Origin of the sequence: Brachybacterium sp. ACRRE (genome assembly GCF_022346485.1) — a bacterium.
GTDB classification, from domain to species: Bacteria; Actinomycetota; Actinomycetes; order Actinomycetales; family Dermabacteraceae; genus Brachybacterium; species Brachybacterium halotolerans.
The window spans coordinates 14,612-29,981 of sequence record NZ_JAKRMO010000014.1 but is presented as its reverse complement, the minus strand read 5'-3'; the positions used below and the strand labels follow the sequence as shown (position 1 = coordinate 29,981).

The following is a 15,370-nucleotide window of genomic DNA, read 5'->3' as shown; positions in this document are numbered from 1 at the left end:
CGCCCTGTTACGGTCCGACCATGCCCGATGCCCACGATGACCTGGTCCGCGTGCACGATGCGCACCTGCACAGCCTGCGCCATGTGAGCACGTCCTTCCCGCGGGGGAAGCTCGTCGCGTTCACCGGTGTGTCCGGTTCGGGGAAGTCCTCCCTCGCCTTCGGCACGATCCACGGCGAGGCGCAGCGCCGATACCTCGAGTCGATCGCCCCGTTCGCGCGACGCCTCATCGGCAGCGCGATGGACCCCCGCGTCGAGAGCCTCCACGGCCTGCCGCCCACGGTCGCCCTCGAGCAGCGCACGAGCGGCGGCGGCGCACGCTCCACCGTCGCCACCCTGACCACGCTCTCCCACGCGATCCGCCTGCTGTACGCCCGCGCCGGCGCTCATCCCGCCGACGTCCTCACCCGCGGCCACCCGGCTCACGGCGGCCGACTGCTCGCCGAGGCGTTCAGCCCGAACACGACCGAGGGCATGTGCCCCGTCTGCCGCGGCGCGGGCGTGCTGCACGAGCCCACCGAGCGCTCGATGGTCCCCGACCCGTCGCTCAGCATCGACGACGGCGCCATCCAGGCGTGGCCGGGCGCCTGGATGGGCAAGAACCTCCACGACATCCTCGCCACCCTCGACGTCGCCCCCATGGACGTGCCCTGGCGCGACATCCCCCGTGAGGCGCGCGAGTGGATCCTGTTCACCGACGAGCAGCCCGTGGTCACCGTGCATCCCGTGCGCGGCGTCGACCAGGTGCAGCGCACCTACGAGGGCCGCTGGCAGTCCGTGGCCCGCTACCTGCGGCACGCGGTCTCCGCGGCCGGTTCCGAGAAGACCCGCGAGCGCGCCCTGCGGTACCTCGACACCTCCCTGTGCCCCGCGTGCGAGGGGCATCGCCTGAACGCCGATGCCCTGCGCGTCACGTACCTGGGTCTGCCGATCTTCGACCTCCTCGCGCGCAGCGCGCAGCAGGTGCTGGCGATGTGCGAGGAGCGCGCGACGCAGCTCGGGATGGAGCACGAGACGGAGGCTGCGGCGAGCGACCGCGACGACGTCTCCCCCGAGGCGGAGGCCGAGCGCCTGCTGCTGCCGAACCTGCTGCCGGTGCTGCGCACGATGGTGGGCCTCGGGGTCGGGCACCTCACGCTGGATCGTCCCGCGCGCACCCTGTCCACGGGCGAGCTGCAGCGCCTGCGCCTCGCCTCGCAGCTGCGCGCGGGCCTGTTCGGCGTCGCCTATGTGCTCGACGAGCCGTCGGCCGGGCTCCACCCCAGCGAGAAGGGGATGCTGCAGGACCTCTTCTCCCGCTTCCTCGACGAGGGGAACTCGGTGCTGCTCGTCGAGCACGACATGTGGCTGATCGAGAAGGCCGATTGGGTGATCGACCTGGGCCCCGGGGCGGGCGTCGAGGGCGGCAGCATCCTGCACTCGGGGCCGGTCGCGCAGCTCGCGGACGCCCCCGGCTCCCGCACGGCCGCGCATCTCGGCCGGCCCCTGCCGCCCCTTCGCACCGCTGATCAGGCCAGACGGCCGACGGGTCGTCTGACCCTCACCGGTGTCGAGGCGCGCACGATCCATGACATGGACGTCGAGGTGCCGCTGGGCTCGTTCACGGCGATCACCGGCGTCTCCGGTTCGGGGAAGACCACGCTGATCAGCGACGTCCTCGCGCGGGTCCTCGGCGGGGCGGTCCGCACCAGCGTGGACGACGACGAGGACGAGGTGGGCAGTGCGGAACCCGACGCCCCGCTCCCTGGTGCCGAACGGCCTCCGCGGGTCCGGGAGGTCCGCGGTGCGGAGCAGATCGACCGCCTGGTGCGGATCACCCAGAAGCCCATCGGACGCACTCCCCGTTCATGTCTCGCGACGTACACGGGCCTGTTCGACCGGGTGCGCCGCCTGTTCGCGGACACCGAGGAGGCCCGGCGGCGCGGCTGGGGCGTCGGCCGCTTCTCCTTCAACGTCACCGCGGGCCGCTGCCCCACCTGCCAGGGCGAGGGGCAGATCGAGGTCGAGCTCGTGTTCCTTCCCGGCACCTTCACCCCGTGCCCCGACTGCCACGGCGCCCGGTACACGGACGAGACCCTCGAGGTCACCTGGAACTCGTTGACCATCGCCGAGGTCCTGGACCTCTCGGTGCGCGAGGCCCGCGGGGTCTTCTCGTCCGACGCCCGCATCATGCGCGCCCTCGACGCGCTGGACGCGATCGGCCTGGGCTACCTCACGCTCGGCCAGAGCGCGACCGAGCTCTCCGGCGGCGAGGCCCAGCGCATCAAGCTCGCGACCGAGCTGCAGCGCACCGCGCGCGGACACACCGCCCACCTCCTGGACGAGCCGACCGCTGGTCTCCATCCGGCGGACGTGGACCTGCTGGTCGCGGAGCTGAACAGGCTCGTGGACGGCGGCTCGAGCGTCATCGTCGTCGAGCACGACATGCGCGTGGTCGCGCAGGCCGATCACGTCATCGACCTGGGCCCGGGCGCCGGCGAGGACGGCGGGCGGATCGTCGCCTCGGGCGCTCCCGCGCAGGTCGCGCAGTGCCAGGACTCCGCGACGGGGCGCTGGCTCGCCGCGCACACGGCGGGCTGAGCCGGCCGCCGCTCAGTCGACGACGGTGCGCAGGACCTCGGCGGCCCCGTCGTTCCAGACGTCGAGGGTCACGAGGTCGGCGCTGTCCTTGACCCCGTCGACCGCCTGGCCCATCGCGATCCCCGCGCCGGCCCAGCGCAGCATCTCGACGTCGTTGAAGCCGTCCCCGATGGTCACGGTGCGCGAGGTCTCGATGTCCAGACGCGCCCGCACGGACTCCAGCGCGGTCGCCTTGGAGACGCCCGGCGCGGCCATGTCGAGCCACGCCGTCCAACCGATCGCGTACTGCACGCCATGGACGCCGGACTCGTCGATGAGCTGCGCGAACTCCTGCGGGGTGAGGTCGGGGACGTGGACGACCACGCGCACCGCCTCGAGGACCAGCAGCTCGTCGAGGTCGGTCGGGATCGCCTCGACGCCGAAGCTCGCGTCCTGGAACCCGGGCGTCGCGTAGAAGGCGCCGTCGACGGTCTCGACGGCGTAGTGGGCGTTCGGCGCGACCTCGCGCAGGGTGCGCAGGGCCTCCTCGGGCTGGAAGGCGCGGGTCTCGAGGACGCGCCACCCCTCGTCGGCCGAGGGGTCGAGCTCGATCGTCACCGCGCCGTTCGAGCACACCGCGTACCCGCGCTCGACGCCGGCCATGCGGGCGATCGGGAGCGTCGCGCCGAGCGAGCGCCCGGTCGCGATCACCACGCGCTGCGCGGACGCCGCGGCGACCAGGGCGTCGTGCACACCGGGCGACATCTCGCCGTCGTGGTCCACGAGGGTCCCGTCGACGTCGAGGCCGAACAGAACGCTGCCGTCCTCAGCGCCCCGCAGGGGGGCGAGCCTGTCGCGCAACCGGGTGCGCACGTGCTCGACGCGGGCGATGCGGTCGTTCTCGGTCTCCGTCACGGTCATGGCCTCGAGCCTGTCAGGTGCGTCTGACGAACGGGTGAAGGGCAGGCGTCGCAGGCCCCGGCCCAGGCGCCGCAGCGCGCTGGGCAGCAGGCCCGAGGTGCGGGAGCGTCCACGCCCCATGTCAGGACTGCACCTCGAAGACCTCGCGGCCGCCGAGGTACGGGCGCAGACCCTCCGGCACCACCACGGAGCCGTCGGCCTGCTGGTGGTTCTCGAGGATCGCGACGATGAAGCGCGTGGTCCCGAGCGTCCCGTTGAGGGTCGCGACGGGTCGCAGTCCGTCCTCGGTGCGCTCGCGGATGTTCAGCCGGCGCGCCTGGAACTGGGTCGTGTTCGAGGTCGAGGTGAGCTCGCGGTAGGTGTCCTGGCTGGGCACCCAGGCCTCGCAGTCGAACTTGCGGGCCGCGCTCGTGCCGAGGTCCCCGGCGGCGGTGTCGATGATGCGGTAGGGCACGTCGATCCTCGCCATCATCTCCCGCTCCCAGTCCAGCAGGCGCTCGTGCTCGGCGTAGGAGTCCTCGATCCGGCAGAACGAGAACATCTCGACCTTCTGGAACTGGTGGACGCGGATGATGCCGCGGGTGTCCTTGCCGTAGCTGCCGGCCTCGCGGCGGTAGCAGGTCGACCAGCCCGCGTAGCGCAGGGGCCCGTCGGAGAGGTCGAGGATCTCGTCGCGGTGGTAGCTCGCGAGCGCGACCTCGCTCGTGCCCACGAGGTAGAGGTCGTCGTCCTTGTCGAGGTGGTAGACCTCGTCGGCGTGCTCACCGAGGAACCCGGTGCCCTCCATCGACTCCGGCAGCACCAGGGTGGGCGTGATCATCGGGGTGAACCCGGCCTTGGTGGCCTGGTCGATCGCCGCGTTGAGGATGGCGAGCTCGAGCTGCGCGCCGATGCCGCGCAGGAAGTAGAAGCGGGCGCCGGAGACCTTCGCGCCGCGCGCCATGTCGAGCGCGCGCAGGCCCTCGGCGATCTCGAGGTGGTCCTTGACGGGGAAGTCGAAGGTCGGGTTCTCGCCCACGACCTCGCGGACCACGAAGTCCTCCTCGAGGCCCTCGGGGGCGCCCTCGGAGATGTTCGGGATGACCCGCAGGGCGGCCTCGCGCTCGTCGGCGGCGGTGTGCGCCTGCGCCTCGAGATCCTTCACGCGGGCGGCGAGGTCCTTGACCTGCGCGAGGAGCTGCTGCTTCTCCTCGCCCTGCGCCTTGGCGACCTGCTTGCCGAAGGCCTTCTGCTCGGCGCGCGCGTTCTCGAAGGACGTGGTCGCCTCGCGCCAGCGCGAATCGGCCGCGAGCACGGCATCGACGGTGGAGGGGTCGCGCCGACGGGCCTTCTGTGCGTCACGGACCAGGTCGGGGTTCTCGCGCAGGAGCCGCAGATCGATCATGCGCTCCAGGGTACCGGGGCGCGGGGGCGGAGCCGTGCGCCCGGGACGGGATGGGATGCGGGGAACAGGTCGATGGGGAGTGGTGAGGGCGAGGTGAGGACCGAGGTGAAGGGCGTGGTGAGGCGCGGATGCGCAGCGACGGCCCGCGGCGGATCCCGTGCACGCGTTCGATCCTGCGGCCGATTGTGGAGGACTGGCGGACGGCAGGTCAGAGGATCGTCCCGCCGCACTGCGCCCGTTTTCTCCGAGTTATCCACATTCTCCGGGGTGCCGTTCCCAGGGGATCGGAGGGTCCGTAGGCTCGAGGCATCAGAAGGATCGCCGCAGGTGAAGTGAGATTTATGCGTGTTCACCGCGCGGAGCGGCGAGCACGAGGACCGATCTGGAACAGGACCTGGAGGGGAGGTGTGGATGATGACGTCGACGGCGACGCGCGGTGCGGAGACCGCTGGGCCCTCGCTGGGGCTGGTGCGATCGGAGGATCCGGCACAGCTCCTCGCCCAGGCCCATGCCACCCTCACGCGGGCGTTCTCCCTCCTGAGTCCGGCGCCCAATAGTGCGCCGGGTGGTGCCTCGAGCGCATCTGACTCCGCGACGCCCATCGGCATCGAATCCCTGCTCGCGTCGATCGAGATCAGCGAGCAGATCCTCGCCCTGGCGGGTGCGACCCAGATGAGCGCATCGGTCGCCTTCCGCACCGGGCGCATCGCCCAGCAGCGGGCCGACGGCGTGCCCCGCAAGGACCTCGGGAAGGGTGTCGCGGAGGAGATCGCGCTCGTCCGTCGTGCCTCGCCCGCCCGCACCCGGAACCATCTGGCCCTCGAGCGGGTGGTCGTCGAGTCGATGCCGAGGACTCTGGATCTCCTCGCGCGCGGCGAGATCTGCACCTGGGCGGCCGATGAGGTCGCCAAGGGCGTCATCTGCCTCGACGACGAGGACCGCGCCCGCGTGGACCGTGACATCTCCGCCCAGCTGCCGGAGGTCTCCCCCACCCGTGCCGGCGTGCTCGCTCGAGCGCGCGCCGACGAGCTCGATCAGGCCGCAGCCCTCGCCCGCCACGAGCGCGAGATCTCCGAGCGGCACGTCTCGATCCGTCCCGCCTCCGGCTCGACCGTGCGGCTGAGCGCCCTGCTGCCGCTCGCCGAGGGCGTCGCCGTGTACAAGGTGCTGGACCGGGCCGCCTCGACCGCTCGCTCCCAGGGTATCGAGGGCACCCGTGGTCAGCACATGGCCGACGCCCTGGTCGCCCGCGTCACCGGCCAGCAGGAACCGGGGAGCATGGGCGTCGAGATCCAGCTGATGATGACCGACAAGACGCTGCTGGACGAGGCCGACGACGTCGCCTGGATCGACGGCCACCCCGTGCCCGCCGGCATCGCCCGCCGCTTCGCGCTCCACGGCGATCCGGAGGACGACTCGACGGCGCAGCGCTTCGTGCGCCGCCTGCTCACCGACCCGATCAGCGGACGCCTCACCGCGGCCGACGACACGCGCCGCCGCTTCTCCGGTCCGGACCGTCGCTTCATCGAGATCGCGGACCAGCGGTGCCGCACCCCCTGGTGCGAGGCGAGCATCCGCCACATCGACCACGTCGAGAGCTACGCCGACGGCGGCGCCACCCGCATCGACAACGGCGCGGGCCTGTGCGAATCGTGCAACTACCTCATGGAGACCCAGGGCTGGATCGAGGAGATCAGGACCGGCGCCGCCGGCGGGCACGACGGATCGGGGCCACCCGAGGGATCGGTGCACCCTGTCGGATCGGGGCCACTCGACGCGCCCGCGGGACCGGAGCCACCTCCTGATCGCGCCCTCCGCCTCACGACTCCCACCGGCCGCACATTCACCAGCGTCCCTCCCCCGCTGCGTTGGCCGCGGCCCGATCTGGACACCGCCTCGCGGCACGACGACCACTCCGTCGAGGCGCACCCCGAGGAGGACCGGCTCGGCGGTCCTTCCGCACCCAGCGGGTGAATGCTGCCCGTCGCTCGTCGCACCATCGGCCCAGGTAGTCTCGGCCCATGGATCTGAGCACCGTCCTCGCGATCGTCTCGATCGCCCTCAGCGTGGTCGTCGTCGTGCTGCTGGCGGTGGTGCTCGTGCACGTCCGCGCTCAGCGCCGCCAGGTGGACGATCTCGCGCGCGCTCGTGCGGACCGCGCGGTGCTCGCGAGCGAGGGCGCGTCGTTCTCCCGCGTGGCCGTGGTCATGAATCCGTCGAAGCATGACGACCCCGAGCAGTTCCGCGAGCGCCTGCGCACGATCTCCGAGCGGCTGCTCGGCATCGAGCTGCACTTCCACGACACCACGCGCGAGGACCCCGGCCGCGGCCAGGCCGCACAGGCCCTGGAGGACGGGGCCGACCTGGTGATCGCGGCGGGCGGCGACGGCACGGTGCGCGAGGTCGCCTCGGCCCTCGCCCACTCGGGTGTTCGGATGGCGATCCTGCCCGTGGGCACCGGCAACCTGCTCGCCCGCAACCTCGACCTCCCCCTCGACGACCTCGAGAAGGCGCTGCGGGTCGCCCTGCTGGGAGCCGACAGCATGGTCGACATGGGCTGGATGCGCACCGGCAGCTCCTCGTCGGAGATCTCGACGGCGCAGAAGCGGGCGTTCCTCGTGATCGCCGGTGTGGGAGCGGATGCCGAGGTCATCGGCGCGACGAATCCGAAGATGAAGAGGCGCATCGGCTGGCCCGCCTACGTGGTCGCCGGGCTCGACAAGATCGTGGGCCGCGCGTTCTCGGCGCGGATCACGACCCCTTCCGGCCACAGCGTCGACGTCGACGCCCGCACCGTGCTGATCGGCAACGTGGGGCGTCTGCCCGGCGGCATCGTCCTCATGCCCGACGCGACGGTGGACAATCATCGCCTCGACGTGCTGGTGCTCTCGTGGCGGGGTGCCGCGGGGCTCAGCCAGATCATCGCGCGTCTCGTCCAGCCGGCGCTGCACCCCAAGCCCCAGCTCTCCACGATGGAGCAGGCGCTCACCACGAGCGTGAGCGTGGTGACGACCAAGCCGCAGCCCGTGCAGCTCGACGGCGACACGGAGGGGAAGGCGACCCATCTGCTCGCCGAGGTCGATCCCGGCGCGCTGATCATGCGCACGCCGGCCAGCGTCGCGGACCGAGCGGTCGAGACCGACCGGCAGCAGGTCGGGCCGCACGTCACGGAATCTGATCAGATCGACGGCGGGGAGGATCCGATGGACCCGACCGATCCGACGGACCCGACCGCCCCGACGGCCACCGAGCCGGAGACATCCGAATCCGGGCAGGTGCCGTCGGACGAGTCCGTCACGGGACGGGCGTGATCATCCTGCTGAGCTCGCCCACCCAGCGGCTCGCGTCGTCGTAGGAGTCGTCGGCCGTGGCGACGTCGACCGTCGACCGCTGCTGATCCGCGCGCGGATAGGACCCCAGGTAGATGACCTGCGGGCACATGCGGTGCAGTCCGCGCAGAGCGCTGGCGACGCGACGGTCCTCGAGATGCCCCTCGGCGTCGATGGAGAAGGAGTAGCGGCCCAGCGCGTCGCCGATGGGCCGGGACTCGATGCGGGAGAGGTTCACACCGTTGGCGCTGAACTGCTCGAGCATCTCCAGCAGAGCGCCCGAGCGGTTGTGCGGGAGGTGGACGACGAGCGTCGTCTTGTCCGCCCCGGTGCGCGCCGGGATCCGGCTGTTGCGGGTGACGATGACGAAGCGGGTCTGGGCGCCCTTGGTGTCCTCGATGCCGCGGGCGAGGACCTGGAGCCCGAAGTGCTCCGCGGCCAGCGGTGAGCAGATCGCGGCGAGCCCCTCGGCCTCCGTCTCGCTCGCGTCGGCGATGGCCTGGGCGGCCCCGGCGGTCGAGGAGGCCGGCTCGATCGCGGCGCCCGGCAGGTTCTCGCGGATCCACCCCTGGACCTGCGCCTGCGCGTGGGTGTGGGAAGCGACGGCGCGCACCTCGGACAGGTCCATCTGCCGCTTGGCGGCGAGCACGAAGGTGATCGGGACGATCTGCTCGGCGACGATCGTGATCCGGTCGTGCGAGGCGAGGACGTCGAGCGTGCCGGACACCCCGCCCTCGACCGAGTTCTCGATCGGCGCGGTGATCGCGTCGATCTCGCCGTCCACGAGTGCCGTGGTCGCGGTCGCGACTGACGTGAACGGGATCAGCTCGGCCTCGGCGCGCAGCTCGTCGGGCGCCTCCGCGAGGGCCTGCAGGAGCGCCTGGTGGGTGAAGGTGGTCTCGGGGCCGAGGAATCCGTACCGCATGGCTGCAGGGTAACCGCGGCAGGCGCGCGGCGTGGGCGCGGTCCAGGGCTCAGCGGCCGGGTGCTCCCTGCGCGTCCGGCTCCTGCGGCCAGGGGCCCTGACCGAACCAGTACCGCCTGTGCTCGGCGATCGAGCTCTCGTACACCCCGCCGTTGCGCTCGATGGTGCGTCGCGAGGCCTCGTTGGTCCCGGCGCAGCAGACGAGCACGGGATCGATGCCCAGCTCAGCGGCCTCCGTGAGGCCGACGGCGAGCGCTGCACCCGCGACGCCCCGTCGGCGGGCGGAGGGACGCACCGAGTAGCCGATGTGCCCGCCCTGGGCGAGCAGGAAGCCGGTGAGGTGGTGGCGCACGGCGAGGAACCCGAGCAGTGGTCCGCCCGCCTCCCAGGTCTCGTCGATGATCCACCGGTACGAGCAGTGCACGCGCACGGGCGCCGGAGGGATCGACGTGTCGCCCTCGGCGAGGCGCAGCTCGAGATAGCGCGCGAACTCCTCGGGGGTGGGTTCGGGGATCGAGCCTCCGAAATAGCCCGAGCCGTCCATCGGCCCGTCCGCGAAGTCCCGCACGCACGCGGCCCAGGGCTCGAAGCGGGCGGGGTCAGGGGTGGTCAGACGGATCATCGGGCCAGCGTAGACGGGCTGTGCCGGCCTCTCGGTCGTCGGGATCGAGGTCGCGGTCGGGGTCGAGGTCGCGCTCGGGGTCGCGCTCGGGCTCGTCGTCGAGGTCTAGCTCCCAGCGCTCGACCCGCCGACTCGCGTCACCGGGGTGGCGCTCGCTCCGGCCCGTCGGCCGTGCGCCTGCTCCCCTCGCGACGTGCTGGGATGCCGCGTTCTCCGGCGCGATGCGCAGGACGAGCGTGCGGATGCGCGGATCGGACCTCGCGGTGTCCCGCAGCGCGCGGGCGATCGCGGCGCCCCAGCCGTGCCGTCGTTGCGGAGCGAGCACCCAATAGCTCATGTCCGCCTGCCCGCGCTCGAGGCCGCGGCCCAGCAGGTGCAGCCCTCCCCCGCCGACGATCTCGCCGCAGGCACTGCGTGCGTGTGCGTCCGTGCCCGCGCCCGTGCCCGTGCCCGTGCCCGTGCCCGTGCCCGCGTTCATGCCGGTGTCGGTGTCGATGTCGGCGTTCCCGCCGGCGACCTGACGCGCGGCGAACTCGCGCACGGGCCCGTCCGTGCTCCACCGCTCCGCGCGCTCGAGGAACTCCGCGAGCTCTGCGGGCTCCCAGCGGCAGCCGAAGACCTCCCGGGCGAGAACCTGATCCTGACCTGCGAGGATGGCTCCGGCATGAGAGCTCCCGAGGCGCTCGAGGCGCACGGACCGCCCGCGCCGATCGACGTCCTCCACCCGCGCCATCAGAGGATCGTCATCCCTCGAGGGGGACGAAGTCGAACTCCTGGAAGGCCGCGACCTCGCTCTTCCACCGCTCGGCGACGAAGCCCTGGTGGTCCGGATGTGCGTCGTAGGCGGCGTACGCGTCCTGGTCGGCGAAGCGCATGGCGAACTGGAAGCGGAAGTCGCTCTGCTCGCCGACCTGCCGGGAGGCCGTGAACTCCTCGACGCCGGGGACCGCGGGCAGGATGCGTCGCGCCTCGTCGAGGAAGGCCTGCTCCTCGTCGGAGCCGGGCGCGTGCGCGAGGGTGAAGCAGACGGTGTGGAGGATCATGCAGGGCTCCTCGGAGACGGGCCGAAGCGGAGGTCACGGCAGGCGGGGCCGGACCCAGCGGGGGCCGCGCCGAGCAGTGGTCGGGCGGCATCGCCCGCGATCGTGGGCAATCTACCGGCCCACCCGCGGTCCCCACCGCGCGATCTCACGCCGCGCAGTGCGGACTCGCCCTCGGACGGCCGCGTCCGGGCCGGCGGCGTGAGCGGCGGTCCGGCTCCGCCTTCTACGATCATCCGGTGACCTTCCCTCCGTCGGCCATCGGCCCGAGCTCGGCCCCGGCACGCGCGCCCCGGCGCCTTGACCGCGCCGCCCGCCCTCTCGCGCTCGCCCTCGCGCTCGCCCTGTTCGTCTCCGTGCTGCTCCCCGTGCTCGCCCCCGCATCGGCCCGCGCGGACGGCGTGGCAGCGCCCGCAGCGCCCGCAGTTCCCGCAGCCCCCGCCGCGCAGGGCCCCTCGGAGCAGCCCGTCGAGCTCGTCCTGGCGACCGCGGGGCTGAACTGGGAGGACATCTCCGAGGCGACCCCGCACCTCCTGTGCCTCGCCGAGCGCTCGGGGACCGCCGCGATGAGCGTCGGCTCGATGACGCCGCTGACACCCACGCGTCGTCAGGGCATGGAGACGCTGACCAGCGGCTATCTGGGCCTCGCATCCCAGTCCCACCGGACCTCGCGCTCACCGCAGCCCGCGGAGGACCTGGTCTCCGCGCTGCCCAACGCCCCCGAGGTCGTCTCCCTGGACTCGCTGCCCGCACGCGGGGCCGACGAGGACCCCGTCGCCCCCGACTCGGAGCGCGGCCGCGCCCTCGCCGCTCTCGACGAGGAGGTCGGGAAGCAGCTCGATGCCGTCGGCGGCTGCGACAGCGCGTCGATGGGGCGGGTGCTTCTGGTCTCCGTCGCCCCCTACGATCCCGAGGACTCCGAGGCGGTCGAGGAGGGCCGCTCCCCCGCGCCCGGACCTGACCGACTGCAGGTCGTGATGGACTCCGGTTTCGCGAGCGGCTCGCTGACCAGCGGATCCACCCATCAGGACGGAGTCGTGCTGCTCACCGACGTGGTGCCGACGATCCTCGCAAGCCACGGCGAGAGCACCCCCGAGGGACTTCCCGGGCAGGTCTTCGAGGGAACCCCGGCGCGCGCCGACGGGTCGGGCGCGGACGGGTCGGGCGCGGGCGCGACCGATGCCGTCGTCCGCGACACCGCCGGCATCCGCCTGGCCACCGACCGCTCGGCCGCGAACGTGCTGGTCGACGGGGCGACGTGGTGGGCGCTGGGATCCTGGCTGGTGCTGCCGGCGCTCGGGCTCCTGGTGCTGCTCGTCCCCCGTCTTGCGGCGCGCCGCCGCCTGTCCGCTGCCGCGCGCGCCGCAGCCGTGTGCCTCCCTCTCGGACCGGCCGCGGGCCTGCTCGCAGGGGCCGTGCCCTGGTGGAGGGCCGAGCACCCCGCGCTCGCGCTCACCGCCGTGGTGTGGGGATTCGCCCTCGTGCTCTCGGCGATCGCGCTGCTCGGCCCCTGGCGCCGTGTCCGCTACGGCCCCGCCGGCGCCGCGGGGGCGCTGCTCGCGCTGGCCGTCCTCGCGGAGTCCGCGACCGGTTCCCAGCTGCAGCTGGGCTCCCCGCTCGGGGCGCAGGCGATCCGCGGCGGACGCTTCTACGGCATCTCCAACCACCTCTCGGGAATGGTGCTGGCGGGCACGATGATCGCGCTGCTCGCCGTGTGCGCACGGCTCGCTCGTCCGCGCACGCGAGTGCTCGCCGTGATCGCGATCGGGATCGTGGTGATGGGCGTGAGCGCCGCGCCGACGATGGGCGCCGATTTCGGCGGCGTGCTCGTGCTGGTCCCCGCGCTCGGTCTGCTCGCCCTCATGCTGAGCGGGATCCGCGTGCGCTGGTGGCATCTGCTCGCGGTCGGCGGGGCGGCGGTGGTGGCCGTCGGCGGCATCTCGGTGCTCGACTGGCTGCGCCCGCCCGCGCAGCGCACGCACCTGGGCCGGTTCGTGGACCAGGTGCTCTCCGGCGAGCTGTTCGACGTGGTCGCCAGCAAGGCGCAGCAGAACATCGACCAGGTCACCACGTTCTGGCCTCTCCTGGGCGTGCTGCTGCTCGCCGCCGTGCTCTGGCTGTGCTCGCTCGTCCCCACCCGCGCGCACATGGTGCGCCTCGCGGCCTTCGACGCCCGGCATCCCGCCGCCCGGCCCGTGCGCATCGCGCTCGGCGTCGGGGCGTGGATTGGATATGCGACGAACGACACCGGGGCGATGCTGCTGCTCGCCGCGCTCGTGGTCTCGCTGCCGCTGATCGCGGCGATGCTCCCGGATCCGGTGGTCGGCGCGCGTGGCGATACCGGCGAGTCCGACGGTGAGGCTCCTCCCGGGACGGCCGCATACCATCGCTGACGTGCTGTTCCCCCGTCCGTCCCTTCCGCGCGCGTTCCCCCGCGGGCTCGCGGGGCCGACGCCGAGGGGCTCGCGGCGTCTCCTCCCGCGTCCGGTCGTCCTCGCGGCGATGTGTGTGCTGCTGGCGACGGCCGCGGCACTCCTCGGGCCGACGGGACCCGCACGGGCCGACGACGGAGCGGACGCAGGCGCGTCGAGCGCACCGGTCCGCATGGTCCTGGTGACCTCGGGTCTGAGCTGGGAGGACGTGTCCGAGGAGACGACCCCTCATCTGCAGTGCCTCGCCGAGAACGCCGGCGTGGGAGCCATGAACACGACCTCGACCACCGTGGTCTCCACGAAGCGGCAGGGAGAGGAGACGCTGCGCACCGGCTTCCGCGGGCTCGCCGCGACGGCCCCGTCGAGCGCCGGCGTCCCGAACCCGCCCACCGACCAGCTCGCCCGCATCCCCGGCGGCACCACGGAGATCGACGCGAGCGAGGACGTCCCCGTCGGCCGCATCAGCGCGGCGCTCGATGGCGATGGTGCCGTAGACGCAGACTCCGGCGTGCTCCTCGTCGATCTCGGCTCGTCCACTCCCTCGGATCTCACTGCGCTGGACGAGCGCGCCGGGGAGGTGCTCGACGCGGCAGGCGGGTGCGCGTCCGGTTCCGCGGCGGGCTCCGCGGCGGGGGCCGCGGACCTCCCCCGCACCCTGCTGGTCTCCGTCGCGGCGACCGACCCGGCCGATCCCGCGGCCGTCGAGACCCAGGGGTCGATCGCCTCGCGCACCGCCGGCCTGCAGGTCGCGATGGACACCGGCCGCCCCGGTGAGGCGCTGTCCAGCGGATCCACCCATCAGAACGGGCTCGTCGTGCTCACCGATGTGCTGCCCACCGTGCTCGAGAGCCACGGCGTCGAGCCGACGCTCACCCTGCCCGGGCAGTCCTTCGAGGGGGTGGACACCCGCGTCGACCCCCAGCAGCTCGCGCTGGACCGCTCGCTCGCCGCGCGGCTCGTGGACGGCGCCTCGCCCCCGGCGTTCTTCTCCTGGCTGGCGTTCGGGGCCGTCGGGCTCGTCCTGCTGCTGATCACGCCGCTGCGCCGCCGCGATCGCCTGCGGCACGCGGCTCGCTCGCTGCTCGCGATCGCGCCGCTGTGCTTCCCGGTCGCGCTCATGTCCACGCTCGTGCCGTGGTGGCGGGCCGAGCACCCGGCGCTGGCGCTGACGGGCGTGGTGTGGGCCGGGTCGGCGGTGCTGGCCGCGGTGGTGCTCGCCGGCCCCTGGCGGCGCTCGCGCTTCGGACCTCCGGGGGTCGCGTTCGGCCTGGTCGCGGGCCTCATCCTGCTCGAGTCGGCGCTCGGCTCACCGTGGCAGACGGGGTCCCCCCTGGGTGCGAACGCCATCTCCGGGGCGCGCTTCTACGGGCTCTCGAACCACCTGTTCGGCATGGTGCTCGCGGGTACGCTCGCCGCCCTGGGCTGCCTGTTCACGCGCCTGCGCACCCCGCGCGCCCGGGTGATCGCGACGGTGGCGACGGGCGTGGTGGTCTCAGCGGCGTGCGTCGCGCCGTCGATGGGCGCGGATTTCGGCTCGATGCTCGTGTGCGTGCCGACGTTCGGGCTGCTCGCCCTGCTCGTCTCCGGCATCCCGCTGCGCTGGTGGCACGTGCTGGGACTGTATGCGGCGGGCGCGGTCGCCGTGGTCGGGGTGTCGGTGCTCGACTGGCTGCGTCCGCCGGCTTCCCGCTCCCACCTGGGTCGATTCATCGACGATGTGCTCTCGGGCGGACTCGGGACGGTGGTGCTGCGCAAGCTCGGTCAGAACCTGCAGATGCTCGTGGACTACCCGGGGCTCGCGCTGGTGGTGCTCGCAGCGGTGCTCGGCTCGGTCGCGATCCTCATGCCGCGCCGCCTGCACTGGCGTGCGCTCGAGCAGCTGGACGAGGAGCATCCGAGCGGGCGCTCGGTCCGGATCGCGCTGGTAGCGGGCGGGTGGCTGGGCTACGCGGTGAACGACACGGGACCGGTGCTGATCGCCGCCGTGCTGGGCCTCAGCATCCTCGCTCTCGCGGCCGTGCTGCCCGCCCGGGAGGATGCCCCGGTCGGCGGGTGACGCGGCGCGCAGGTGGCGCGGAGGGCAGGTGGTGCGTCGGACCGCGGAGGCGGAGGGCGGACGGGGCACCGCGCAGCGTGTGCGGCTCCCGCCCGAGCGTCCG

At 73.0% G+C, this 15,370-nt stretch carries 11 protein-coding genes; 5 read left to right on the top strand and 6 right to left on the bottom strand.

The features are described from left to right. The first annotated feature begins 20 nt into the window (after positions 1–20). Positions 21–2,579 (top strand): excinuclease ABC subunit UvrA, encoded by a 2,559-nt coding sequence (locus MHY49_RS06065; RefSeq protein ID WP_239203170.1) that lies wholly within the window; start codon positions 21–23, stop codon positions 2,577–2,579. A gap of 12 nt (positions 2,580–2,591) precedes the next feature. Here MHY49_RS06065 and MHY49_RS06060 read toward each other — a convergent pair whose 3' ends face one another. Both MHY49_RS06060 and serS read right to left on the bottom strand, forming a co-directional pair. Then, complete coding sequence (locus MHY49_RS06060; protein ID WP_239203169.1) at positions 2,592–3,599, bottom strand: HAD family hydrolase; 1,008 nt, start codon at positions 3,597–3,599, stop codon at positions 2,592–2,594. A 1-nt stretch (position 3,600) separates the two neighbouring features. Continuing rightward, the gene (gene serS, locus MHY49_RS06055) at positions 3,601–4,863 is read right to left on the bottom strand and encodes a serine--tRNA ligase (protein WP_239203168.1); all 1,263 of its coding nucleotides are present in this window, start codon (positions 4,861–4,863) and stop codon (positions 3,601–3,603) included. 411 nt (positions 4,864–5,274) lie between these two features. Here serS and MHY49_RS06050 point away from each other — a divergent pair, with 411 nt between their 5' ends. After that, positions 5,275–6,837 (top strand): HNH endonuclease, encoded by a 1,563-nt coding sequence (locus MHY49_RS06050; protein ID WP_239203167.1) that lies wholly within the window; start codon positions 5,275–5,277, stop codon positions 6,835–6,837. A gap of 47 nt (positions 6,838–6,884) precedes the next feature. Next, complete coding sequence (locus MHY49_RS06045; RefSeq protein ID WP_239203166.1) at positions 6,885–8,174, top strand: diacylglycerol kinase family protein; 1,290 nt, start codon at positions 6,885–6,887, stop codon at positions 8,172–8,174. On the opposite strand, the gene pheA is transcribed toward MHY49_RS06045, so the two are convergent. From pheA to MHY49_RS06025, 4 genes are read right to left on the bottom strand one after another with little or no spacing between them, the layout of a single operon-like run. Continuing rightward, on the bottom strand, positions 8,158–9,117 hold the full coding sequence (gene pheA, locus MHY49_RS06040; protein ID WP_239203165.1) for a prephenate dehydratase: 960 nt from the start codon (positions 9,115–9,117) through the stop codon (positions 8,158–8,160). The two genes, MHY49_RS06045 and pheA, sit on opposite strands and share 17 nt — an antisense overlap. A gap of 49 nt (positions 9,118–9,166) precedes the next feature. After that, complete coding sequence (locus MHY49_RS06035) at positions 9,167–9,739, bottom strand: GNAT family N-acetyltransferase (protein WP_239203164.1); 573 nt, start codon at positions 9,737–9,739, stop codon at positions 9,167–9,169. Beyond that, positions 9,717–10,472, bottom strand: coding sequence for a GNAT family N-acetyltransferase (locus tag MHY49_RS06030; protein WP_239203162.1), 756 nt, complete (start codon positions 10,470–10,472; stop codon positions 9,717–9,719). The genes MHY49_RS06035 and MHY49_RS06030 overlap by 23 nt, the downstream gene beginning before the upstream one ends. A gap of 10 nt (positions 10,473–10,482) precedes the next feature. Continuing rightward, the gene (locus MHY49_RS06025) at positions 10,483–10,782 is read right to left on the bottom strand and encodes a Dabb family protein (protein ID WP_239203161.1); all 300 of its coding nucleotides are present in this window, start codon (positions 10,780–10,782) and stop codon (positions 10,483–10,485) included. A 236-nt stretch (positions 10,783–11,018) separates the two neighbouring features. On the opposite strand from MHY49_RS06025, the gene MHY49_RS06020 reads away from it, so the two are divergent. Together MHY49_RS06020 and MHY49_RS06015 are read left to right on the top strand one after the other, a co-directional pair. Beyond that, on the top strand, positions 11,019–13,172 hold the full coding sequence (locus MHY49_RS06020) for a hypothetical protein (protein ID WP_239203160.1): 2,154 nt from the start codon (positions 11,019–11,021) through the stop codon (positions 13,170–13,172). A 1-nt stretch (position 13,173) separates the two neighbouring features. Further along, a complete protein-coding gene (locus MHY49_RS06015; protein ID WP_239203159.1) occupies positions 13,174–15,267 on the top strand; it encodes a hypothetical protein in 2,094 nt (697 codons plus the stop codon). Positions 15,268–15,370: the final 103 nt, after the last annotated feature.

What these genes read in the sequence shown, in the direction of transcription:
- MHY49_RS06035 (WP_239203164.1), bottom strand. Translation starts at nt 9,739, where the DNA reads ATGATCCGTCTGACCACCCCTGACCCCGCCCGCTTCGAGCCCTGGGCC.
- MHY49_RS06025 (WP_239203161.1), bottom strand. Translation starts at nt 10,782, where the DNA reads ATGATCCTCCACACCGTCTGCTTCACCCTCGCGCACGCGCCCGGCTCC.
- MHY49_RS06060 (WP_239203169.1), bottom strand. Translation starts at nt 3,599, where the DNA reads ATGGGGCGTGGACGCTCCCGCACCTCGGGCCTGCTGCCCAGCGCGCTG.
- serS (WP_239203168.1), bottom strand. Translation starts at nt 4,863, where the DNA reads ATGATCGATCTGCGGCTCCTGCGCGAGAACCCCGACCTGGTCCGTGAC.
- pheA (WP_239203165.1), bottom strand. Translation starts at nt 9,117, where the DNA reads ATGCGGTACGGATTCCTCGGCCCCGAGACCACCTTCACCCACCAGGCG.
- MHY49_RS06045 (WP_239203166.1), top strand. Translation starts at nt 6,885, where the DNA reads ATGGATCTGAGCACCGTCCTCGCGATCGTCTCGATCGCCCTCAGCGTG.
- MHY49_RS06030 (WP_239203162.1), bottom strand. Translation starts at nt 10,472, where the DNA reads ATGGCGCGGGTGGAGGACGTCGATCGGCGCGGGCGGTCCGTGCGCCTC.
- MHY49_RS06065 (WP_239203170.1), top strand. Translation starts at nt 21, where the DNA reads ATGCCCGATGCCCACGATGACCTGGTCCGCGTGCACGATGCGCACCTG.
- MHY49_RS06050 (WP_239203167.1), top strand. Translation starts at nt 5,275, where the DNA reads ATGATGACGTCGACGGCGACGCGCGGTGCGGAGACCGCTGGGCCCTCG.